Annotated in this window: 14 protein-coding genes, 1 tRNA gene and 2 rRNA genes; 13 read left to right on the forward strand and 4 right to left on the reverse strand. The window is 59.1% G+C overall.

Annotation, left to right across the window (positions count from 1 at the left end; genetic code table 11):
- Nucleotides 1-272 precede the first annotated feature (272 nt).
- The 3 genes from Tal182_RS00325 (at nucleotide 273) to Tal182_RS00335 (ending at nucleotide 3,626) form a co-directional block, all read left to right on the forward strand.
- A 23S ribosomal RNA gene (locus Tal182_RS00325) occupies nucleotides 273-3,072 on the forward strand.
- A gap of 212 nt (nucleotides 3,073-3,284) precedes the next feature.
- A 5S ribosomal RNA gene (gene rrf, locus Tal182_RS00330) occupies nucleotides 3,285-3,399 on the forward strand.
- Between the two features lie 150 nt (nucleotides 3,400-3,549).
- Nucleotides 3,550-3,626, forward strand: a tRNA-Met gene (locus Tal182_RS00335).
- 48 nt (nucleotides 3,627-3,674) lie between these two features.
- Here the strand turns inward: Tal182_RS00335 and Tal182_RS00340 are convergent.
- Nucleotides 3,675-7,094, reverse strand: a complete 3,420-nt coding sequence (locus Tal182_RS00340; protein WP_085857704.1) for a DEAD/DEAH box helicase — start codon at nucleotides 7,092-7,094, stop codon at nucleotides 3,675-3,677.
- 638 nt (nucleotides 7,095-7,732) lie between these two features.
- On the opposite strand from Tal182_RS00340, the gene Tal182_RS00350 reads away from it, so the two are divergent.
- Nucleotides 7,733-8,515, forward strand: coding sequence for a response regulator transcription factor (locus Tal182_RS00350; RefSeq protein WP_085857705.1), 783 nt, complete (start codon nucleotides 7,733-7,735; stop codon nucleotides 8,513-8,515).
- A 96-nt stretch (nucleotides 8,516-8,611) separates the two neighbouring features.
- On the opposite strand, the gene Tal182_RS00355 is transcribed toward Tal182_RS00350, so the two are convergent.
- Complete coding sequence (locus tag Tal182_RS00355; protein ID WP_085857706.1) at nucleotides 8,612-8,935, reverse strand: hypothetical protein; 324 nt, start codon at nucleotides 8,933-8,935, stop codon at nucleotides 8,612-8,614.
- On the opposite strand from Tal182_RS00355, the gene Tal182_RS32060 reads away from it, so the two are divergent.
- From Tal182_RS32060 to Tal182_RS00380, 6 genes are all read left to right on the forward strand, one after another.
- Nucleotides 8,934-9,104 carry a hypothetical protein gene (locus Tal182_RS32060; protein WP_164517749.1) on the forward strand — a complete coding sequence of 57 codons (171 nt, stop codon included), beginning with the start codon at nucleotides 8,934-8,936 and terminating at the stop codon, nucleotides 9,102-9,104. The genes Tal182_RS00355 and Tal182_RS32060 overlap by 2 nt on opposite strands.
- Nucleotides 9,105-9,317: 213 nt before the next feature.
- The gene (locus tag Tal182_RS00360; RefSeq protein WP_085857707.1) at nucleotides 9,318-10,340 is read left to right on the forward strand and encodes a UDP-glucuronic acid decarboxylase family protein; all 1,023 of its coding nucleotides are present in this window, start codon (nucleotides 9,318-9,320) and stop codon (nucleotides 10,338-10,340) included.
- Between the two features lies 1 nt (nucleotide 10,341).
- Complete coding sequence (gene galE, locus Tal182_RS00365) at nucleotides 10,342-11,325, forward strand: UDP-glucose 4-epimerase GalE (protein WP_064800177.1); 984 nt, start codon at nucleotides 10,342-10,344, stop codon at nucleotides 11,323-11,325.
- On the forward strand, nucleotides 11,322-13,181 hold the full coding sequence (locus tag Tal182_RS00370; protein WP_085857708.1) for a glycosyltransferase family 2 protein: 1,860 nt from the start codon (nucleotides 11,322-11,324) through the stop codon (nucleotides 13,179-13,181). Before galE ends, Tal182_RS00370 begins: the two co-directional genes overlap by 4 nt.
- Before the next feature lie 36 nt (nucleotides 13,182-13,217).
- Nucleotides 13,218-13,736, forward strand: a complete 519-nt coding sequence (locus Tal182_RS00375; protein ID WP_085857709.1) for a DUF995 domain-containing protein — start codon at nucleotides 13,218-13,220, stop codon at nucleotides 13,734-13,736.
- Nucleotides 13,737-13,739: 3 nt separating this feature from the next.
- Entirely contained in the window at nucleotides 13,740-14,711 is a 972-nt protein-coding gene (locus Tal182_RS00380) for a glycosyl hydrolase (RefSeq protein WP_085857710.1), read from the forward strand.
- Between the two features lie 66 nt (nucleotides 14,712-14,777).
- Here the strand turns inward: Tal182_RS00380 and Tal182_RS00385 are convergent, their stop codons facing one another.
- Nucleotides 14,778-16,064, reverse strand: coding sequence for an ABC transporter substrate-binding protein (locus Tal182_RS00385; RefSeq protein WP_085857711.1), 1,287 nt, complete (start codon nucleotides 16,062-16,064; stop codon nucleotides 14,778-14,780).
- Nucleotides 16,065-16,207: 143 nt separating this feature from the next.
- Between Tal182_RS00385 and Tal182_RS00390 the strand changes: the two genes are divergently transcribed.
- Genes Tal182_RS00390 through Tal182_RS00400 form a run of 3 tightly spaced genes read left to right on the forward strand, consistent with a single transcriptional unit; the run spans nucleotide 16,208 to nucleotide 20,109 of the window.
- Complete coding sequence (locus tag Tal182_RS00390) at nucleotides 16,208-17,236, forward strand: LacI family DNA-binding transcriptional regulator (protein WP_085857712.1); 1,029 nt, start codon at nucleotides 16,208-16,210, stop codon at nucleotides 17,234-17,236.
- A 9-nt stretch (nucleotides 17,237-17,245) separates the two neighbouring features.
- The gene (locus tag Tal182_RS00395; RefSeq protein WP_085857713.1) at nucleotides 17,246-19,102 is read left to right on the forward strand and encodes a DUF2264 domain-containing protein; all 1,857 of its coding nucleotides are present in this window, start codon (nucleotides 17,246-17,248) and stop codon (nucleotides 19,100-19,102) included.
- Entirely contained in the window at nucleotides 19,099-20,109 is a 1,011-nt protein-coding gene (locus tag Tal182_RS00400; RefSeq protein WP_085857714.1) for a hydroxyacid dehydrogenase, read from the forward strand. The genes Tal182_RS00395 and Tal182_RS00400 overlap by 4 nt, the downstream gene beginning before the upstream one ends.
- 23 nt (nucleotides 20,110-20,132) lie before the next feature.
- Here the strand turns inward: Tal182_RS00400 and Tal182_RS00405 are convergent, their stop codons facing one another.
- Entirely contained in the window at nucleotides 20,133-21,410 is a 1,278-nt protein-coding gene (locus Tal182_RS00405; RefSeq protein ID WP_085857715.1) for a Gfo/Idh/MocA family oxidoreductase, read from the reverse strand.
- Between the last annotated feature and the right edge of the window lie 44 nt (nucleotides 21,411-21,454).

A 21,454-nucleotide genomic window follows, 5' to 3' on the forward strand; every position in this document is an offset into this window, starting at 1 on the left:
AGCTTGTCGCTCTGGATCGTTTGTTGTTCGTGGCTTTCGGGCCTCGTCTGATGAACGATCGGATTACCGTTGCCTGACCGCGCGGTATCGGATCATATCTCGAGAAGCTGGTCTTAAGACCTGACACAAGCGAGCTGCTCGGCGTAGCTCCGATAAAGTGATCAGGTCGAACACGTCGATGGCATCAAAGATGGTCTGGGTTGTAAAAGGTAACCCTGGCCGCCGCATCCCTTCGGGATGTCGGCTAAGTGATGAGCATTGGCAATGAGAACGATTAAGTGTCGTAAGGGCATTTGGTGGATGCCTTGGCATGCACAGGCGATGAAGGACGTGATACGCTGCGAAAAGCCGTGGGGAGCTGCGAATGAGCTTTGATCCATGGATCTCCGAATGGGGCAACCCACCTTAAATGCTTGGAAAATTTAAGACGATCTGCTGATCGTCTTATCTTTCCAAGCATTGTGATAAGGTATCTGCACCTGAATACATAGGGTGTAAGAAGCGAACGCAGGGAACTGAAACATCTAAGTACCTGCAGGAAAGGACATCAACCGAGACTCCGCAAGTAGTGGCGAGCGAACGCGGACCAGGCCAGTGGCAATTGTGATTAAAGTGGAACGCTCTGGAAAGTGCGGCCGTAGTGGGTGACAGCCCCGTACGCGTAGATATCATGATTGTCCTAGAGTAGGGCGGGACACGAGAAATCCTGTCTGAACATGGGGAGACCACTCTCCAAGCCTAAGTACTCGTGCATGACCGATAGCGAACAAGTACCGTGAGGGAAAGGTGAAAAGCACCCCGACAAGGGGAGTGAAATAGAACCTGAAACCGGATGCCTACAAACAGTCGGAGCCCGCAAGGGTGACGGCGTACCTTTTGTATAATGGGTCAACGACTTAGTGTAACAAGCAAGCTTAAGCCGGTAGGTGTAGGCGTAGCGAAAGCGAGTCTGAATAGGGCGATATAGTTTGTTGCATTAGACCCGAAACCGAGTGATCTAGCCATGAGCAGGTTGAAGGTTGGGTAACACCAACTGGAGGACCGAACCCGCATCTGTTGCAATAGATTGGGATGACTTGTGGCTAGGGGTGAAAGGCCAATCAAACTCGGAAATAGCTGGTTCTCCGCGAAATCTATTTAGGTAGAGCGTCGAGCGAATACCCCCGGGGGTAGAGCACTGGATGGGCTATGGGGACTCACCGTCTTACTGATCCTAACCAAACTCCGAATACCGGGGAGTACTACTCGGCAGACACACGGCGGGTGCTAACGTCCGTCGTGAAAAGGGCAACAACCCTAACCTCCAGCTAAGGTCCCCAAGTCATGGCTAAGTGGGAAAGGATGTGAGGATCCCAAAACAACCAGGATGTTGGCTTAGAAGCAGCCATCATTTAAAGAAAGCGTAACAGCTCACTGGTCTAAATAAGGGTCTTTGCGCCGAAAATGTAACGGGGCTGAAGCCATGCACCGAAGCTGAGGATGTGTAGCAATACACGTGGTAGCGGAGCGTTCCGTAAGCTGATGAAGGCAGACCCGTGAGGGCTGCTGGAGGTATCGGAAGTGCGAATGTTGACATGAGTAACGATAAAGAGGGTGAGAGACCCTCTCGCCGAAAGACCAAGGGTTCCTGCTTAAAGTTAATCTGAGCAGGGTTAGCCGGCCCCTAAGACGAGGCGGACACGCGTAGTCGATGGGAACCACGTTAATATTCGTGGGCCTGGTGGTAGTGACGGATTGCACAAGTTGTTCTGGTTTATTGGATTATCAGGGCAGCGGAGCGGTTCCAGGAAATAGCTCCACCGTATAGACCGTACCCGAAACCGACACAGGTGGTCAGGTAGAGTATACCAAGGCGCTTGAGAGAACTATGTTGAAGGAACTCGGCAAATTGCACGCGTAACTTCGGAAGAAGCGTGACCCCATATGAGGCAACTCTTGTGGGGTGGCACAGACCAGGGGGTAGCGACTGTTTATCAAAAACACAGGGCTCTGCGAAGTCGCAAGACGACGTATAGGGTCTGACGCCTGCCCGGTGCTGGAAGGTTAAGAGGAGAGGTGCAAGCTTTGAATCGAAGCCCCAGTAAACGGCGGCCGTAACTATAACGGTCCTAAGGTAGCGAAATTCCTTGTCGGGTAAGTTCCGACCTGCACGAATGGCGTAACGACTTCCCCGCTGTCTCCAACATAGACTCAGTGAAATTGAATTCCCCGTGAAGATGCGGGGTTCCTGCGGTCAGACGGAAAGACCCCGTGCACCTTTACTATAGCTTTACACTGGCATTCGTGTCGGCATGTGTAGGATAGGTGGTAGGCTTTGAAGCGGGGACGCCAGTTTCCGTGGAGCCATCCTTGAAATACCACCCTTATCGTCATGGATGTCTAACCGCGGCCCGTCATCCGGGTCCGGGACAGTGTATGGTGGGTAGTTTGACTGGGGCGGTCGCCTCCGAAAGAGTAACGGAGGCGCGCGATGGTGGGCTCAGACCGGTCGGAAATCGGTCGTCGAGTGCAATGGCATAAGCCCGCCTGACTGCGAGACTGACAAGTCGAGCAGAGACGAAAGTCGGTCATAGTGATCCGGTGGTCCCGCGTGGAAGGGCCATCGCTCAACGGATAAAAGGTACGCCGGGGATAACAGGCTGATGACCCCCAAGAGTCCATATCGACGGGGTTGTTTGGCACCTCGATGTCGGCTCATCGCATCCTGGGGCTGGAGCAGGTCCCAAGGGTTTGGCTGTTCGCCAATTAAAGCGGTACGTGAGCTGGGTTCAGAACGTCGTGAGACAGTTCGGTCCCTATCTGCCGTGGGTGTAGGAATATTGACAGGATCTGTCCCTAGTACGAGAGGACCGGGATGGACATATCTCTGGTGGACCTGTTGTCCTGCCAAGGGCATAGCAGGGTAGCTATATATGGACGGGATAACCGCTGAAGGCATCTAAGCGGGAAACCCACCTGAAAACGAGTGTTCCCTATCAGAGCCGTGGAAGACGACCACGTTGATAGGCCGGGTGTGGAAGTGCGGCAACGCATGAAGCTTACCGGTACTAATAGCTCGATCGGCTTGATCGTTCTCATTGTTCATGCTCATCAGCCAAAGGCTGATGATGCCTGACCTTGTCCTGACGCGCCAAGGGCGCTGCGGACGGCCCGCGCCACAAAGCGCGACGGCCTCTGGCCTGTATCGGTGCCACAAGCACCCGCAGCCGGAAAGATCAAAGACGTGTTCAAAACAAAACAGGCTAACGCCTGCCAGCTTCTCAAACAAAGTTGCGCTTTGCCGACCTGGTGGTTATGGCGGGGTGGCTGCACCCGTTCCCTTTCCGAACACGGCCGTGAAACGCCCCTGCGCCCATGGTACTTCGTCTTAAGACGCGGGAGAGTAGGTCGCTGCCAGGTCTGCAAATCGCAACTCAACGCATGCGCCCGGAGCCGTCAGGCTTCGGTAAGCTGCATGCGTCAACAAAGACTATCTTCTCAATCACAATCCAACGGCCCAAAGCCGAACAAAGGGCCGCTCAAAAGCGGCCTTTCGTGTTATAATACTTCCGCGGGGTGGAGCAGCCCGGTAGCTCGTCAGGCTCATAACCTGAAGGCCGCAGGTTCAAATCCTGCCCCCGCAACCAAAAGTCCCAAAAGCCCGCCAAAAGCGGGCTTTTTGTTTTTCCGGGACCTCAAAACATACGTTCAGAGAACGGCGCCGGAGTCCGATCTCTCACGTTCAGCTCATTGCGGGCCAGGAATTCCGCGGGTTGGATCGTCCGCAATGCATTTGCTGCCTCTCTGAAATAGGGAAGCGTTTGCCAGAGCGTGCGGTCGCCGACGATGTAGAAACGGCGCTTGGCGCGCGTCAGCGCCACGTTCAACAGGTTTGGCTTGGATGCGGCCCAGCCAGCTGCTCCGCGATGTTCGGCATCGGCGCCGAGGACCATGAAAACGATATCTTCTTCCTTGCCTTGGAAGGTATGGACTGTGCCTACCCGTTCCTGAAGCCATTTCTGCAGTTTCGCTGGAGATCCGTGCGCATATCCGTCTTGATCGATCCAGACCGCCTGAGAAAGAGCCCGTCTCAAACTGGTCTTGATCTCCTTGAACGGAGAGATGAGATAGATGTCCGGCAATGCACCATCCCGGCGATAGGTCGCGGCGAGGAGATCGACGATGAAGTCGGTCTGCTCGGCGACGGCCTGTTTGCCCGATACTTTGCCCTTGACGTCGATCCAGGCGCTGTCGCCATAAAAGGGCGATGCGTCGCCGGCCGGTCGGCGCTCGTGCAGCCCGAAGATCATCTTGTTCTGATAGGCGATCTGATTGGCAAGGCTGAACATCGGATCGATGCAGCGTCGATGCACTCTGAGTGGGCTGCCGATCCAGAGCCCATCTGCCTCCTCGCCCTGAAGTGTGGTTCCGTAGCGATTGGCGGCATCGGCCAGCATCTGCACCGACGCCCTGTTCGGCGAATATTGGCCTGCCGCCGTGTGGGGTGAAAGAGCCGAAGCGCCTGAAATCAGCGCGCTCGGAAGCGTGAAAACCGGTTCGATCTGCAAGGGATCGCCGATCACCATGACGCGACGTGCACGCAACAAGGTCCCGACCGCCGCTTGCGGCACGGCCTGGCCGGCTTCATCGATGAAGACCCAGCCGATCGAGCCGGGCCCGAGCCCGCGGAACTGCTTGGCAAAAGACGCGAACGTCGTCGACACGATCGGAACGATCATGAAAAGGCTCTGCCAGATCGATGCAATGTGCTTGTCATCGACGGGATTGTTGTTGGAAAGGAGCTTGGTGATGGCAACGATGTTTCCGCCAAAACCTCCGCCCTTCCTGCCGACATCGGCCAACCAAGCTTCATGCAGTGTCAGCGCTGCTTCCAGCAATGCCGAACGCAGAGCCGCCAGTTCGTCCTGATGCCAAAGACCGTCGATCTGCACCCGGTCCTTATCGAGATCGGCGGGACGCTCCGGTGCGGCGGGGTGATCGAGAATTTCCCCCAGCCGCTCGAGTTCCTCCTTTTTCGCAGACCAGATTTTCCGTCGTGACCGCAGTGCTCGTTCGGCCCGGTCATGCTCTCGCAAAGCCCGTTCCAGCGCGGGTTTATCGGTTTTCGCGAGCCGATCTTCGCATTCGGCCAACGCCTTGCTCAGTTCCAGCTGCTTTCGCGCATTGACGATGACGTCTTGCCGATGCTGCCGGGCCGGGTTGGTCGAGAGCACTCTCTTCCATCGCGCAGGGGCGCCGCGGTCGAGCAGCTGTTCCTCCTCCTTCAGGTAAGACAAACCGTCGGCGATGTGGCGCATTTCGGTCGCCAGCATGTCGCATCGGTTCTGCGCATGCAAGACTTCGTCCGCGGCGGCAGCCACCCTCTCGAGCGCTTGGCGGCAGAATGCATCCTCCGAAACGGGCGCTATTTCATCGCGGAGATCGGCATAGCGCGCATATTGGCCGATCTTTTCGCGAACCATCTCGTCGGCGGCATGAAAAGCCGATGCCGCTTCGGCAAAGCTTGGCCCCTCATAGCTCTTCAACCATTCCCAGATGCTCTGCGGCTTTGCGGCGCCCGACCAGCCGGGCTTCGGTCTTTCGGCGATCTCCATGAAGGCGAAACGTTCCTTGAAGGCTCGGCGGTTCCTGGAATTGCCGAGGGCACAGGCGATCAATCCCCATGGGCGGTCGCTGTCGGAGAGCTTGACGACCGATCCATTGTCTTTCTGGCAGGCGATCTTGTGTGCGACCGTCTGCAGATATTGAAAGGAAGACGTCCTCGCGATCGAGTTCCGCTTGGGAAGGTCGCGCGAAATATTCTCCACGGCGGCATTGTTAGAGGAGGCGACGACCATTTCGAACCCGGCAAGGGCTGGGATCAGCGCCGATATTGAGGCGGTGCTCCAATCCGTAAAACCGACACGACGTGGCGAGCCGTCAAAGGCGTCGCGCGCCGTCGTCAGGGAGGAGAGCACCCGGGCGCGCCGAACGATATTCTCCGCGAACATGTCACGCAGCAGCGTGGTCTTTCCGGTGCCCGGCGGGCCGTTGACCGAGAACAAACCCGTTTCCGACAGGCCGCCGATCGCCGAATTGATCGCGAACTGTTGCATGAGGCTCATTGCAAGATGAGGCTCGCTCAGCCAGCGTCCACGGTTGAGATTGGCGGGATGCAGCGCCCGAATGATCGCCCGGCGTCCTTCTTCCGAATAAAGGTCGACCCGATTTTCATCTGCCGGCGGGTTGAGGTACCGCCGGAGCGGCTCCGGGACATTGCCCTGCCTGACGCAGATCATCGCCCGTTCGATATCCTCGATAAAGAAGCTGTTCAGAATGCCGATGTCCTCATCAAGGCTGGCACCTTCGTCTTCCTCGTCGGCATTGGCTGCATGATCCTCCTGTTGAGGCGGCAACGAAATGAGCTCGGGTCTTTCCGCCCTGTCGCGGTAGCGTATTTCGACGGCGGCGATGGGCTTTTCCTGGCGTGAGGCAAAACCCGCCCAATCGCAGAGCAATTCATGCAGCGCCAGGATTTCGCCGGCATCGATCGGCTGATCGGTGGCGGCCTCGAAGGATGAAGATCCCAGCTGTCGCTGCGCCTGGAAGTTTTGAAGCAATTCCGACAGCTGCCGCTTGCCGTCTGCAAATGCCTCATGGCTGAGCGAGGAGAGACCAGATTTCCGTGCCCGTCCGAGGGCCCATGGAAGCGTCGAGACGGAAAATGTTTCGAACATCGGCTGTCCGAGCGGAGTAAGCTGCAGGCTGGCAAAGCAGGTATCGCCATCGAGATCGCTGCGTTCGGCATCCTCATACTCGGTAAAGTCGATCGCAGCGCTGTCGAAGTGCCTGCGGATGTCGGCGATCTCGGATTTGCTGAAAACGCCGAGGAACAAGGTGAAGCCGGTGATCTGCTTCTCCTCGGGTATGACGGGACGGCTGAGTGCAGCGCTGTCCTGCAAGAGCGTCTCTGCATGCAGCCAGAAAACGGTCCGTCCTTCGCCGAGGACGAGACGATTGGAGAGATCATAAGGTATGAAAAACTCGATTTTATGCCAGAAATCGAGTATGGCCAGAAGCTGTTCCCGTTCCACCCTGTCCGCATCGATCTGCATGACTTCTCACTGAGGAGTGCAAAATAGGCTCACGCCTCTTTTAGCAGCGATTGCAGCTCAAAATCAAAGAGCATGGTGATGATGCGCCCGGTCGCGTGCATTTAACGGCCGCGGAAGCGCGTCAGCGCAGACGCGGCTGCCTTTTTTTCGCCTTGCTGGCGCTGATATCAGCCTTGCGATGCGCGGCCTCGGCGAACGATCGGAGACGTTCGAGAGCAGTGCTGGCCCTGCAGGGATTACGACCGGGCGCGAGCAGCTGGAATGCGAGACTTCCGCCAACCGCGCCGGGTTGAACAACCTGCGAGCGTTTCGCCTGCCTCATAATCTTCGGGAGAAGATGACAAAAATATTACAATTTGTACTGAAATATTACATTTACTGAATTATCTATAGTGGGAACAAATATAACCTTGAAGTATAAGTATCAGTAAAAATACAACCGATACGTAGTATCTTATTGTTTCTCGCTCCCTAAAACTAATCACTTTGGGCCATTTCCTTCCTTCTCAATCCGTATTAACATAATTAAGAAATGTCTAAAGAAAAAGGCGATGACACAATAGGACCGGCATTTCATACTATCTTATACCTGCCATCGCTTCATGTTTGAGTAAAGTGTACCGCTAGGGGAGGCGTATATGTTCATGACAGGCTCAGGAATGGAGAATGCGGACCAGGCCAAGAAGTCTAGCCCATCCGGAGATACTATCCTTGTAGTAGCCAAGGCTGATCTGTTTTCAGAATGCATGGTGGAGGCGCTGGCAAAGAAATTTCCAAACTGCGATGTGCCAAGCATAACAAGCGCAAATCCGATGCTGGAAAAGGATACTAGCGATATAAAGCTCGTTTTATTTTACCATATACCTGCGCCTGAGCTGCAAGACGCGCTGCAGGCGGTCAGAGAAAATCATCCGGAAACCTCGATCGGACTTGTCGTCGAGGCCATAGACATGATGGAGCCCTATGTCAGCCGCTTGGTGGAGGCAAGGATCATCGACGGCGTCCTGCCGCTTAATCTTCGACTTGATGTTTTCATGGCGGCGGTGGATCTGCTGATGAAGGGCGGGGAGCATTTTCCCTCGGCGCTTCTCAACCGCCTCACCAATAAGGGGGCCCAGTTGGAGGCCTCACTTTATCAGACGAAATCGGTTGATGCCGCCCGCAACAATGCGCTCAAGCTGAGACGCGACAGCATCTCCGCCTTGACGACCCGGGAGGTTCAGATCCTGGATCTCATCTGCAAGGGGACGCAGAACAAGATTATAGCCGACAAGCTGCACCTTTCCGAAAATACGGTGAAGGTTCACGTCCGCAACATCTATAAGAAGATGAACGTCCGAAACCGCACGGAAGCAGCGTCCCGCTTCTTCAATGATCATCCGGTCGGCGATGACGACATGTCCAGCCGTTGGCGCAACTGATCGGCAGCGCCGCGCCCCTTTTCAGGCGTGCAACGAGCGCATGGTTCTAACCTTGAATCGATTCCGATTTAAGAAATATGCAGCGGCGCTTTTGCTTCAGATCGAGGGACGCGCAAAGCAGCGCGACTTCTGTCCGAAGCCGCTTGGAGAGCAGATATAGGGCGCGGACCCGTGATAGGCGACGATGCGGGCTCGTGCCGCAGCAGGCCGAGCGGTTCGATTTTCCGGGTAGGTGTAAGCCTTCGACGCGGGTGTCGTCTCGACGACGACAACATTCTTTTTCGCGATGGCGGCCGTGTCGTTGTCAACGACCGCACAAGCCGTTGCTCCGATCGCAAGAAGCGTCGCTCCCCCGGCAAGCATCGCCAAATGAAATGGACTCCAGTCTTTCGGCTGGGCTGCGGCGCGATTTTTGAACATGCCCAAACCCTCGCATATGACGCTTCCGGATGCAAGGCCGGTCGCGCAGCCCTGCGCGGTCGGCCTCTCCCTCTTCTATCCGATCTTTATTGAGCAAAGTTTGAGCAACGGCGTGATTCCCGTTTTGCGTGAAAAAATAGGTAAAATGATTAATCATTTGTTACTCTAAAGAACAACTGCGTAACTATTTGGGATATTTTATATTTTTAAAGTTGACCTCGATAACAATCGTCTTATCATTTCAATAGTAAATGAGTTATCTGAAGAATAACCTCGAAATTATTCCTGTATGGGTACTCAGTTGCATGAATATCCATCCGGGTAGTGGAGGTGTAAGGCGCCTTAATAATACAAAAGACTAAAACGTGGGGAGGAGTTTGTAATGCGTAGTTTCATTCCCGGCGAAGGCTATTCTGAAATAAACAACATAGCGGTGCTCAAGAATCTGGGCACCGCTCTTGTAAATGGCGGAGCCGGCTTTCTTGGCTCGCATCTCTGCGAAAGGCTTCTGCTGCGCGGCCACAGCGTCGTATGCCTCGACAACTTTTCCACCGGCCGCCGTGCAAATGTCGAGCATCTCGCGTCGAATCCCAGCTTTCGCATCATCGAGCACGATGTCCGTCAGCCCTTCGATATCGAAGCGTCGCTGATCTTCAACTTCGCCTCTCCTGCTTCTCCGCCCGATTATCAGCGGGATCCGGTGGGCACCTTGCTCACCAACGTACTCGGCGCCGTCAACACCTTGGACTGTGCGCGCAAGACCGACGCGATCGTCGTTCAGTCGTCGACGTCGGAAGTCTATGGCGATCCGACCCAGAGCCCGCAGCGCGAATCCTATTGCGGCAATGTCAACTCCATCGGGCCGCGAGCCTGTTACGACGAGGGAAAACGCAGCGCCGAAACCCTGTTCTTCGACTATCACCGGACCTACGGCGTCGACATCAAGGTCGGCCGCATCTTCAATACCTACGGACCTCGCATGCGCCTGGATGATGGCCGCGTGGTCTCCAACTTCATCGTGCAGGCCCTGCGCAACGCCGACCTGACGATCTACGGCGACGGCCAGCAGACCCGCTCTTTCTGCTATGTCGACGATCTCGTCGAAGGTTTCCTGCGTTTCTCGGCAGCCGGCAGCGCATGCCACGGTCCGATCAATCTCGGTAACCCGGGCGAGTTTACCGTTCGACGCCTGGCGGAGATCATCCGGGACCTCACCAATTCGCGCTCCCGCATCGTTCACCTGCCGGCTGTCGTCGACGATCCCCGCCAGCGGCGGCCGGATATCTCACGGGCGATGACGGAACTGGCATGGCAGCCTCATATCGAGCTCGAAGCCGGCCTTGCGCGCACCGTTGAATATTTCGACGGCCTGCTTGCCGGGACGGAGCAGGCGGAGGCTGTATGAGATGCCCCGCTATATTCTCGTCACCGGCGGCGCCGGTTTCATAGGCAGTCATATCTGCAAAACGCTGTCGCGCGCCGGGATGATCCCGGTTACCTACGACAACCTCTCGACCGGACATGCCGACAGCGTCCGCTGGGGACCGCTCGTTCGCGGGGAACTCGGCGATGCGATCGCGCTCCGTCGGACGATGGCCGAATTTTCGCCCGATTGCGTCATCCATTGCGGCGCCAATGCCTATGTCGGCGAATCCGTCGATATGCCGAGGAAATATTACCGCAACAATGTCGTCGGCAGTCTCACGCTGCTCGAAGCCTGCCTCGACCAGGAAATCGATCGGATCGTCTTTTCCAGCAGTTGCGCCACCTATGGCGTCCCCGCCTCGTTGCCGATACGGGAGGAAAGCCCGCAGCAGCCGGTCAATCCCTATGGACGTACCAAGCTGATCTTCGAGATGGCGCTCGAGGATTTTGCCGCTGCCTATGGCATCCGCTTCGCTGCCCTGCGTTATTTCAACGCGGCCGGCGCCGATCCGGATGGCGAGCTTGCCGAGCGTCACGAGCCCGAGACACATCTCATTCCTCGCGCCCTCCTCGCCGCCGCCGGCAGGCTGGAGCGGCTCGATATCTTCGGCACCGACTATTCGACCGAGGACGGAACCTGCATTCGCGATTATATCCATGTCAGCGATCTCGCGCAGGCACATTTGGCCGCCGTCAACCACCTGATCGCAGACGGCGCCTCGCTGAGCGTCAATCTCGGTTCCGGCCGCGGCACGTCAGTGCGCGAGATCCTCGACGCGGTCTATCGCGCCAGCGGCCGCGAAGTCCCCGTCCGTTATCGCGCCCGCCGCCCCGGCGATCCGCCGATCCTGTTTGCCAATACGGCACGGGCCAAGGCAGAGCTCGGCTTCGTGCCGGCTCTTTCGGATATCGACACGATCATCCGCACTGCCGGACCCACCTTCGGGCTGGAGATGACGGCATGAGCCTGGTTTCGGAGATCGATCACCGGATCAGGACGGCGAATGCCGCCGATGCATTCAACCCGGTTTTCACGGGTCGGAAGCGTGTCGCCTATGCTGTCGGCATCCTCTGCTGGCTGGCGGCGCTCGGCTATTTCTGGAGCTGGTGGTGTCAGTCCGCCCACATCATTTCCTGGCCAGCCTTCGTGCTCGTCACCGTCGTGCTTGCCTGGATAACGCTTGTCCCCGCCTATTTCATCCTGATCTTCCTCGATGCCAGAACGATCGGTTCGCGCGTCCTGCTGCCGGAAGGACGCGTGGCAATGGTCGTCACCAAGGCGCCGTCCGAACCCTTTGCCGTCGTCCGCGCCACGCTTCAGGCGATGCTCGATCAGACCGGTGTCGAGTTCGATGTCTGGCTGGCCGATGAGGATCCTTCCGCGGAAACCAGACGCTGGTGCGCCGAGCACGGCGTGCTGATCTCGACGCGAAAGGGCGTGGCGGAGTATCACCGCACGACCTGGCCGCGCCGGACGCGGTGCAAGGAAGGCAATCTCGCCTATTTCTACGACCATTTCGGCTATGCGCGTTACGATTTTGTCGCCCAGTTCGATGCCGATCATGTGCCGACACCGACCTATCTCCGTGAAGTCCTGCGCCCCTTCGCGGATCCTGGCGTCGGCTATGTTTCCGCTCCCAGCATCTGTGATGCGAATGCCGCGGCGAGTTGGGTCGCGCGCGGCAGGCTCTATGCGGAGGCAAGTCTGCACGGTTCGCTGCAGACCGGTTACAACAATGGCTGGGCGCCCCTTTGCATCGGCTCCCACTATGCGGTCCGCACATCAGCCCTTCGCCAGATCGGTGGCCTTGGCCCCGAGCTTGCCGAAGATCATTCGACGACGCTGATGATGAACGCCGGCGGCTGGCGCGGCGTCCACGCGGTCGATGCGATCGCTCATGGCGACGGCCCGGCGAATTTCGTCGATCTCGCCGTGCAGGAATTCCAGTGGTCGCGCAGCCTCGTCACCATCCTGCTGCAATATTCCCGCCGCCACGTCATCCATCTCCCCTGGCGGCTGAAATTCCAGTTCGTCTTTTCGCAGCTGTGGTATCCGCTCTTTTCCGCGGTCATGGCAGTGATGTTCCTGCTGCCGGTTGCCGCCTTGCTGACGGGCGAGGTCTTCGTCAACGTGACCTATCCGGATTTTCTGCTGCATTTCGCGCCGATGTCGATCGTGCTGACGCTCTTTGCTTTCTTCTGGCGGGCCACGGGAACCTTCCGGCCGCACGATGCGAAACTGTTTGGATGGGAAGGGCTGGCCTTCACCTTTCTGCGCTGGCCATGGTCGCTGGCCGGCAGCCTGGCGGCCATTCGCGACCATATCTCCGGTTCTTTCGTCGACTTTCGCATCACCCCGAAGGGAAAGCAGCAGCAGCAGTCTTTGCCGCTGCGCGTGGTTGCGCCCTATCTTGCTCTCGCGGGGCTTTGCGCCGCGGCCATGGCGCTCGCCGGCGAGGCCGCTGCCGCTCAGGGCTTTTACCTTTTCGCTGCGATGAACCTCGTGCTCTATCTGTCACTGACGGTGCTGATCGTCATTCGCCATGCGATCGAGAACGGCCTGCCGCTGCTGCCGCAATCGCGCGGCCTCTGGCTCGCGACGGCCACCGGTTTGGCGATCTGTGTCACCGGCGGCTTGCAGGCGGGCAACCACGGTCTGCGCGGCCTCGAAGCCCTTTCCCATGGCCAGACGCTCATCAGTTTCAGCCAATCGCAATTTGCCGTCGCCGGGGCCGGCCTCGGCGGCAAGACCAGGACCGTGAAGTTTCGCCTCAGATGGAATGGATTCGGAAGCGCGGGACGGGACCAACAGGGTGTTTGAACCGGCCAACCGGCACGTGTCGAGGAGGAGCATATAATGAGCATCGGATCGAGACTGTATGGCATAGCCCTGGCTCTCAGCCTGTGCCTGCCTGTGATGGCGCACGCTGCCGAGGCCACTAAGACGCCGCCGACGCCGCTCAGCGCCTATGAACTCTATCGCATCTACGGTGACAAGACCTGGACCTGGGGCACCGGCGGCGGCCGTTTCTTCAATGAAGGCCGGCGGTTCGTGGCCTGGACCAACGACAAGGGCAAGCAGTCCTTCGCCGAAGGCAAATGGGTGGTGGACGATCTCGGCCAGCTCTGCATGCGCGCGACCTGGACGAATGCCGAGGGAGCAGCCCGTGCCAGCACCTGTTTCGGTCACCGCAAGATCGGCAATACGATCTACCAGCGCCGTCAGCCGGACGGCAACTGGTACGTCTTCCGCCATTCTTCGGTGCGCCAGGATGACGAATTCGGCAAGCTCGTCTCTACGGATACCGTCAGCGCCAAGGCGTATGAACTGAAGCAGCTCCTGCTGAATCAGGAAATAGCCCGAAAAGGAGGCTGAGCCATGAAGGAGCTGACGAAAAATCACCTCTCGGCCGCCGCGATCGCGTTGCTGCTGTTGTGCGTCGCGGGACTGCCGGGCCGAAGCGAGGTGCAATATGCGGGCATCGCGCCGAATCCGGCGGCGAGCGCGCGAACGATCATCGACAAACGCCCGGTCGTCCATGCCGACGGCATCAAGTTCGGCGCCTACGACCCGCATGGGGATTTCGGCACCCAGGCCAATGTCTCGACCGAAGCCCTGTTCCTGCCGTGGGAAGACGTTGACCTGGAGACGCTGCGCGTTGCGGATGCCTATGCACTGGCCAGGGGCCGCAACCTGCTGATCACGGTGGAGCCCTGGTCCTGGGATGTCGATTGGCGGCTGACCTCGGGCGAGCTTCGCGCAAAGGTTCTGCGCGGCGACTACGATGTCAACATGCGGGCGATCGCGCAGATGATATCCCAGCTGAAAAGCCCCGTGATCGTCCGCTGGGGACAGGAGATGGAAGACAAATCCGGGCGGTTTTCGTGGGCCGGCTGGAACCCGCAAGACTATATCGCCGCCTACAAACGCATGATGGACATCCTCCGCGAGGAGGCGCCCGGCACCGAGATCATGTGGTCACCGAAGGGCCTGCCAGGCCTGCAGGACTACTATCCCGGCGACAACTATGTCGATCTGGTCGGATTGTCGGTCTTCGGGCTGGAGCGCTATGATGAACTTGCTTACAACAAGCACCGGACCTTCTCGGAAGCGCTGAGGCAGGGCTATGATCTCGTCGCCGGCTATGGAAAGCCCATCTGGGTCGCAGAGCTCGGCTACGAAGGCGGCGACTCCTATATGAGGCCCTGGATCGAAACCGCGACCTTGAAACAGAGCGCCTTCCCGAACCTTCGGGAAGTGGTCTATTTCAATGACCGGGACGTGCATGCCTGGCCGTTCAATCTCGGCCGGCCTGACTGGCGCGTGGTCGAGAGCTTGGCGGACAACTGATGTTGCTTAACGAGGGAGAGGCCCGCCGGGGTTTTGCGGCCCTCTCCTCTCATATAAGGCAAGCGATCATCCCTTGAGCGTTGCCTTACCCTCTTCGACGAGCCGGGTCGCCGCATCGGCGGGCGAGGTCCGTTCGAAGGCGAGTTCGTCGCAGATCGGGCGCAGCACGCGCTGGTCGAATTGAGTTGCACCCATCGGCACCGGCGGCGGATATTCGCCGACCTGATCCTTGAGCATGTTGACGTATTTGACCGTCTCCTGCTCCGTTGGGTTCAGCTGCGGCAGAATGGCCTCACGCACGGCCGGTGACATCGGCACGCCACGCTCGACGCCGAGAATCTTGCCGGCTTCGATGTCGTTGACGAAGAAGTCGATGAATTTCGCGGCCGCTTCGCCGTTCTTCGTCGTGGCGCCGACGCTCCAGATCAGCGCAGGGCGGTAGTAGTGGCCGGACGGCCCGCCCTTCTTTTCCCGCGGCAGCATGGTGATGCCGATTTTGTTCTTGATGATCAGCTGATAACCGATCATCTGGTTGGAATAGGCCATGCCGATCACCGATTTGCCGAGACCGAGGGCGTTGGTGTCAATGGTGTTTTGATCGAGCGTCTGGACGTCGGCAGCAACCGTGCCTCCCGCCTTGCGCAGCTTCTCCCAATAGTCGAACCACTCCGTGGCATCGTCGGCCGTGAAACCGAGCCCCACCGTTTCCTTGGCAAAGAGGCTTTTGCCCCGCTGGCGCAGCCAGGCGTCGAACACATAAGCGTAGCGTGCCGCGTAGGGGCCGCCCGCCTTGCCCGAGGACTTGGAGAGTTCCACCGCGAGTTTGGCATATTCATCCCATGTCAGGTCGGGTGTTGGCACCGGAATGCCTGCCTTTTCGAATTCCACCGTGTCGAAGAACATTGAGAAAGAGTTGAGGCCGAGGCCGACACCATAGAGTTTCCCGTCGATGGTGGTCAGTTTCAGAACGTCGCCGCCGAAGGACTGGACCTTCAAGGTCGAGGGGACGAATTCGTCGAGCGGCATGCAGGCGCCGCGCTTGGAATAATCGGAGATCGTTCCCGGCTCGAGCTGAAAGACGTCAGCGATCGAGCGGCCGGCCATCTGCGTGGCGAGCTTCGTCCAGTAGCCGTCGCCTGAAAGCGATTCACCGACGATCGTGACACCGGGTGTTTTCGACTGGTAGAGTTTGGCGACATCGAGCGTCCGCTTGGCGCGGTCGTTCGACCCCCACCACATGGCTCGCAGCTGCGTGTCTTCGGCAAAGGCCGGGATGGCGCTTCCGGCGCCAAAGGCAAGGCCGGCGGCTGCACCGGCTGAACCCATCAGAAATGAACGGCGATTGACCTGCATGATATCCTCCCTTGTCCCAATTTGTCCGCTGCCATCCTCCATGGCGTTGTCGGATTTTCGCGAGACAGGTTACGCAAAAAAGAATTTATTGCAAGAAATAACGTTGGTATTGCAAATTTGCGTGATTTGCATAAAGTTTGCCTATGAGCGATGAAAAAGCCAGACGGCTGCGACAGGCCGACATAGCCACATTAGCGGGCGTCTCCGTCTCGACGGTGTCGCGCGTGCTCGCCAACGAACCGGGGATCAGCGAGACCGTCCGGCGGCAGATATTGAAGGTGGCCGCCGAACACGGTTATCCCGTCAAGCCTGCTGCCGAAGCCGTTGCCGGCGGGCTGGCGCTGATTGCTAGCGATGGCGTCACCGGCGGGCTCAGCGTCTTCTATGAAGCGATCGTCGACGGCTTGCGCACCGGAGCCGCCGAAGCGGGCATGCCTTTCGAAATTCGGCTGGTCCGCGAGGATCGGATCACGCCGGATGCCGTGCGCGACTATATGCAGGCCGCGGGGGCTGCGGGTCTTTTTCTCGTCGGCATCGACCCCATCGAAAGCTTGCGCGACTGGCTGCAGGCCACCACGACACCGACCGTGCTTGTCAACGGCACCGATCCCAGGATGCAGTTTGACGGTGTTTCGCCGGCTAATTTCTTCGGTGCCTATGAGGCGGCCAGCCGGCTGACCCGGGCCGGCCATCGCCGTATCCTGCATCTGAGCGGCTCTCACCGCCATACGATTCGTGAGCGCATTCGTGGCTTCGAGGCGGCGATCGCCGCCGTCCCCGGCGCCGAAGGACGATTCGTTTCGCTGGCGCTCCAGGGCAGCGCAAGCCGCGAGGCCCACGAACGCACCGCGGCAGTCCTTACCGAGAATGCCGGCTTCACCGCGGCGTTCTGCATGAATGATTTCATTGCCGTCGGCGTTTTGGAGGCGGTCACCGAGGCCGGCCTGCGGGTGCCCGAGGATTTCGCGATTATCGGTTTTGATGATCTGCCCTGCGCATTGATGACCAATCCGCGGCTTTCCACCATGCGCGTCGACCGTGCCGCTCTCGGGCGCGAGGCCGTGTCGCTGATGCTGACCCGGTTCCGCAACCGAACAGCGGCTGCGCGCCACATCTGCCAGGCGGTCGTTCCCGTTCCGGGGGGGACCGTTGCCAATGCCGAGAACCCGTAAGAGGTGCCGATGACCTATGATCCTGCCAGCGCCAATCCGCTTGCCGGCAATCCGCTGGAAACCCGCGCCGATATGAGCCGCGCTCTGCTCGCTCTCTTCGATCCGCTGCTTCCCTGTTTTTCGCAGGGCAATGCTCGAGTCAGGCTCAATGGCGCAGCCGCCCATTTCGATCGGGCGGCCGCCGATCTCGAGGGTTTCGCCCGCCCGCTCTGGGGATTGGCGCCTTTTGGCGCCGGGGGTGGCGACTTCGCCCATTGGCATCGATTTGCCGAAGGTCTCGCAAACGGCACCGACCCCGCCCATCCCGAATATTGGGGAACAGTCAATGGCCGGGATCAGCGGATGGTCGAGCTTGCTGCCCTTGGCTTTGCCCTGGCGCTGGTGCCGGAAAAGATCTGGGAGCCGCTTGATGCGCGCGCCCGCAGCAATGTCGTCGCCTATCTCAAACATGCCAGAGAGTTCGACTATGCCGATAACAACTGGAAATTTTTCCGCATCTTCGTCGATATCGCCCTCGATCGTCTCGGCGTCGATTTCGACCGCAGCCTGACGCGGCAATATCTGCAGGAGCTCGAAGGCTTCTATATCGGTGACGGCTGGTATCGCGACGGAAACGTGCGTCGTATCGACCACTACATTCCCTTTGCCATGCATTTCTATGGGCTGATCTATTCGAAGCTCGTCGATGACGATTATGCGAAACGCTATCGCGAGCGCGCCATCCTCTTCGCCCGGGATTTCCGCCACTGGTTTGCCGCCGACGGCGCGACGATCCCCTTCGGCCGCAGCCTGACCTATCGCTTTGCCTGCGCCGGCTTCTGGTCGGCGCTCGCCTTTGCCGATGTCGAGGCTTTGCCTTGGGGCGAGGTCAAGCATCTCTGCTTGCAGCATCTGCGCTGGTGGAGGGACAAGCCGATTGCCGACCGCGACGGCGTTCTCTCGATTGGTTTCGGCTACCCGAACCTGCTGATGTCGGAGAGCTACAATTCCGCCGGCTCGCCTTATTGGGCCTTGAAGGCCTTCCTGCCGCTGGCGATCGCGGAGAACCATCCCTTCTGGAGCGCCTGCGAGAAGGCGCCGGAGCAGGCGCCTGAGGTCGTTCCCCAGCGCCATCCCGGCGTGGTTCTCATGCAGGCGGGCCGCGATGTCGTGGCTCTTTCTTCCGGCCAGGAAAACCTGCAGATGCGTTTCGGCACCGAGAAATACGCAAAATTCGCCTATTCCACGCGGTACGGCTTCAGCGTCGAGTCCGACGAACGCGGCTTTGCGCTTGCCGCCTTCGATTCCATGCTGGCCTTCAGCGATGACGGCCTGCACTACCGCGTGCGTGAAACGAATGAGGAGGCCCGGCTCGCGGGTGATGTGCTTCATTCGAAATGGTCGCCCTTCCCCGATGCCGAAGTCGAAACCTGGCTCGTGCCCGCCGCCCCCTGGCATATCCGCCTCCACCGGATCAGGTCGGGCCGGCCGCTGCGGATTGCCGAAGGCGGCTTTGCCATCGGCCGCCGCGACTTCGAGCAGGATCGGCTGTCGGCCTCGGAGGGGGCGGCCTATGCGATCGGCGAAGCCGATTTCACCGGCATTCTCGACCTCGGCTCTTCGATCAAACGTGTCGGACTTGCCCAAAAGGCCCAGCCGAACACCAATGTGATCGTCGCCAAGACCATCGTGCCGCAACTGCGCGGGCAGATTCCGGCCGGCGAGACCATTCTGGTGACGGCGGTGCTGGCGCTCGCCGATCCCGCCGCTGTTTCGTCAGCCTGGACACGGCCGCCGAAAGCGCCTGATATTGCGGCGCTGGAGGCCCTGGTGCGGGAAAAGGGCGTGACCGTCAGCGCCATCGAAGCGCCGGGTCAGATGCCATGAGCCGTCCGGCCATCGTCCTTGCCATGGAGCCGTCGCGCACGGAACATGTCCTGCCCGATGAGATCCTGCGCCGGCTCGATTCCATCGGCCGCCTTCTCGATCCCGAGCCGCTGCAGCGCTTCGACGACGCGCGGGCAAGGCGCCTGCTTTCAGAAGCGGAGATCCTGATTACCGGCTGGGGTGCGCCCTATGTCGGGCCTGAGATTCCGGCTGCCGCGCCGCGACTTCGCCTCATCGTCCATGCGGCGGGCACGGTGAAGGGTATCATCGATGACGCCATCTTCGAAGCCGGCATAGCGGTCAGCCACGCGGCCGAGGCCAATGCCGTGCCCGTTGCCGAGTTCACGCTTGCCGCGATTATTTTCGCCGGCAAACGTGCCTTCCGCTTCCGCGACCTCTACGTCGGCGACCGCAACCGTGATCGGACCTATCCGATGCAGCGGGAAGCGATCGGCAATTGTGGACGAACCCTCGGCATCGTCGGCGCCTCGCGCATCGGCCGACGGGTAATTGAACTCCTGAAACCCTTCGACTACAGGCTGCTGCTGTTCGATCCCATGCTCGATGCCGCCGAAGCAGCCGGCCTCGGAGCTGAAAAGGTCGATCTCGACGATTTGATGCGGCGCGCGGATATCGTTTCCCTGCACGCGCCGTCACTGCCGTCGACGCAGCATATGATCGATGCGCGAAGACTGTCGCTGATGAAGGACGGGGCAACCCTGATCAACACCGCGCGCGGCATCCTCATCGATGAGGCCGCGTTGCTTTCGGAGCTGAAGACCGGCCGCATCGATGCGGTCATCGACGTCACCGATCCGGAAATTCCGGAGGCGGATTCGCTCTTCTACGATCTGCCGAATGTTTTCCTGACACCGCACATCGCCGGCGCCATCGGCCTGGAACGGGCGCGTCTGGGCGCGATGGCGGCGGATGAGGTCGAGCGTTTTACGACCGACCGGCCGTTGCTCTACCAGATCCGCCGGCAGGATCTCGAAAATATCGCCTGACGCATCCCGTCCAGGGATACGCGTCAGCGCGGCGTGCTCAACGAATTGGGCGAGCCGTCATTGGCAAGCTCGGGCATCAGCTCGGCGATGTCGACCACCTTGCCGGTGCGCGAGCTCGTCAGCGCGGCAATGCCGCAGAGCACGGACATGGCGCCCGCCCGTGTGCCGGCGCGCTGGCCGAGCCTGTCTTCCATGTCAGGCTTGAAGATCATATTGCGCATCCGGTCGTCGCCGCCGTAATGGCCGCCCGTGAAATGCGGAACGACGATGCGCTCCACCGCCTCCTTCCCATTCGGGAAATTGCGAATGAGCAGGATCGTATCCTGCTTCGGCTCTTCCCAGGGCTGCGCCTCATACTGGCGGATTTCGATGCGGCCTTTCGTTCCGTTGAAGGCCAGGTGATGGCCCTCGATCGGCTGGAAGGTGTTCAGCGAATAGGAGACGTGGACGTTGTTGCGGTAGCGGATCGACACGACCATCGTGTCGGGGATGTCGATATCTTCGCGGAAGACGCAGCCGTCCCGGAAATAGCCGTCGATCTCAGAAGGATCCTCGTAAAGTGAATCGAGGAACGGATCCTTTTCGATATCGAGATAATAGTCGCATTCATGCGCGTGCGGACAGAGCTTGCAGCGAGGCCCGCGAAACGGGCCCTTGCGGCCGTAGTTCTGCAGGTCGGCAAAAGAGGTGACAGACTCCGGATCGCTGTCGAGATACCAGTTCAGCAGATCGAAATGGTGGGTGGCCTTGTGGACGAACAGGCTGCCGGAATTTTCCGTATAGGCATGCCAGCGGCGGAAATAGTCGGCGCCGTGCTTGGTGTTGAGATACCAGTGAAAATCGACCGAGGTCACCCGGCCGATCTCGCCGGCATTCAGCAGTTCCTTGATCTTGGCGGCCGTCGGCGCATAGCGGTAGTTGAAGGAGACGTCGACCCGGCGGCCGGTGCGCTTTTCGGCATCGAGAATCCGGCGAATTTTCTCGATCGAGGTGGTCATCGGCTTCTCGGTGATGACGTCGATGCCGGATTCCAGTGCCCGCACGATGATATCGTCATGTGTATGGTCAGGCGTGCAGACGATGGCGAGATCCGGCCTCTGCTCGGCAAGCATGGAATCGATGTTGTCATAGAGCGGCGCATTGCTGCCGATCATGTTGCGGGCGCGCTCGCCGCGAAGCGAGTTCTTTTCGACGATGGCTGTGAGATCGACATGTTCGCGCCAGCCGGCAAGCAGGTCCTTGCCCCACATGGTGGTGCCGCGGTTACCGGTGCCGATCAGGGCAAAACGGCGTTTCTCCATCGAATGACTCCTCTTTCATACGTGATGAAACAATTGGATTTGAA

Source organism: Rhizobium sp. TAL182, assembly GCF_002117725.1.
Lineage (GTDB): Bacteria > Pseudomonadota > Alphaproteobacteria > Rhizobiales > Rhizobiaceae > Rhizobium > Rhizobium esperanzae.

Bases quoted from the DNA above. Each gene is read 5' to 3' on its own strand.
- Tal182_RS00340 (WP_085857704.1), bottom strand. From the start codon at position 7,094: ATGCAGATCGATGCGGACAGGGTGGAACGGGAACAGCTTCTGGCCATA.
- Tal182_RS00350 (WP_085857705.1), top strand. From the start codon at position 7,733: ATGTTCATGACAGGCTCAGGAATGGAGAATGCGGACCAGGCCAAGAAG.
- Tal182_RS32060 (WP_164517749.1), top strand. From the start codon at position 8,934: ATGCCCAAACCCTCGCATATGACGCTTCCGGATGCAAGGCCGGTCGCG.
- Tal182_RS00355 (WP_085857706.1), bottom strand. From the start codon at position 8,935: ATGTTCAAAAATCGCGCCGCAGCCCAGCCGAAAGACTGGAGTCCATTT.
- Tal182_RS00360 (WP_085857707.1), top strand. From the start codon at position 9,318: ATGCGTAGTTTCATTCCCGGCGAAGGCTATTCTGAAATAAACAACATA.
- galE (WP_064800177.1), top strand. From the start codon at position 10,342: ATGCCCCGCTATATTCTCGTCACCGGCGGCGCCGGTTTCATAGGCAGT.
- Tal182_RS00370 (WP_085857708.1), top strand. From the start codon at position 11,322: ATGAGCCTGGTTTCGGAGATCGATCACCGGATCAGGACGGCGAATGCC.
- Tal182_RS00375 (WP_085857709.1), top strand. From the start codon at position 13,218: ATGAGCATCGGATCGAGACTGTATGGCATAGCCCTGGCTCTCAGCCTG.
- Tal182_RS00380 (WP_085857710.1), top strand. From the start codon at position 13,740: ATGAAGGAGCTGACGAAAAATCACCTCTCGGCCGCCGCGATCGCGTTG.
- Tal182_RS00385 (WP_085857711.1), bottom strand. From the start codon at position 16,064: ATGCAGGTCAATCGCCGTTCATTTCTGATGGGTTCAGCCGGTGCAGCC.
- Tal182_RS00390 (WP_085857712.1), top strand. From the start codon at position 16,208: ATGAGCGATGAAAAAGCCAGACGGCTGCGACAGGCCGACATAGCCACA.
- Tal182_RS00395 (WP_085857713.1), top strand. From the start codon at position 17,246: ATGACCTATGATCCTGCCAGCGCCAATCCGCTTGCCGGCAATCCGCTG.
- Tal182_RS00400 (WP_085857714.1), top strand. From the start codon at position 19,099: ATGAGCCGTCCGGCCATCGTCCTTGCCATGGAGCCGTCGCGCACGGAA.
- Tal182_RS00405 (WP_085857715.1), bottom strand. From the start codon at position 21,410: ATGGAGAAACGCCGTTTTGCCCTGATCGGCACCGGTAACCGCGGCACC.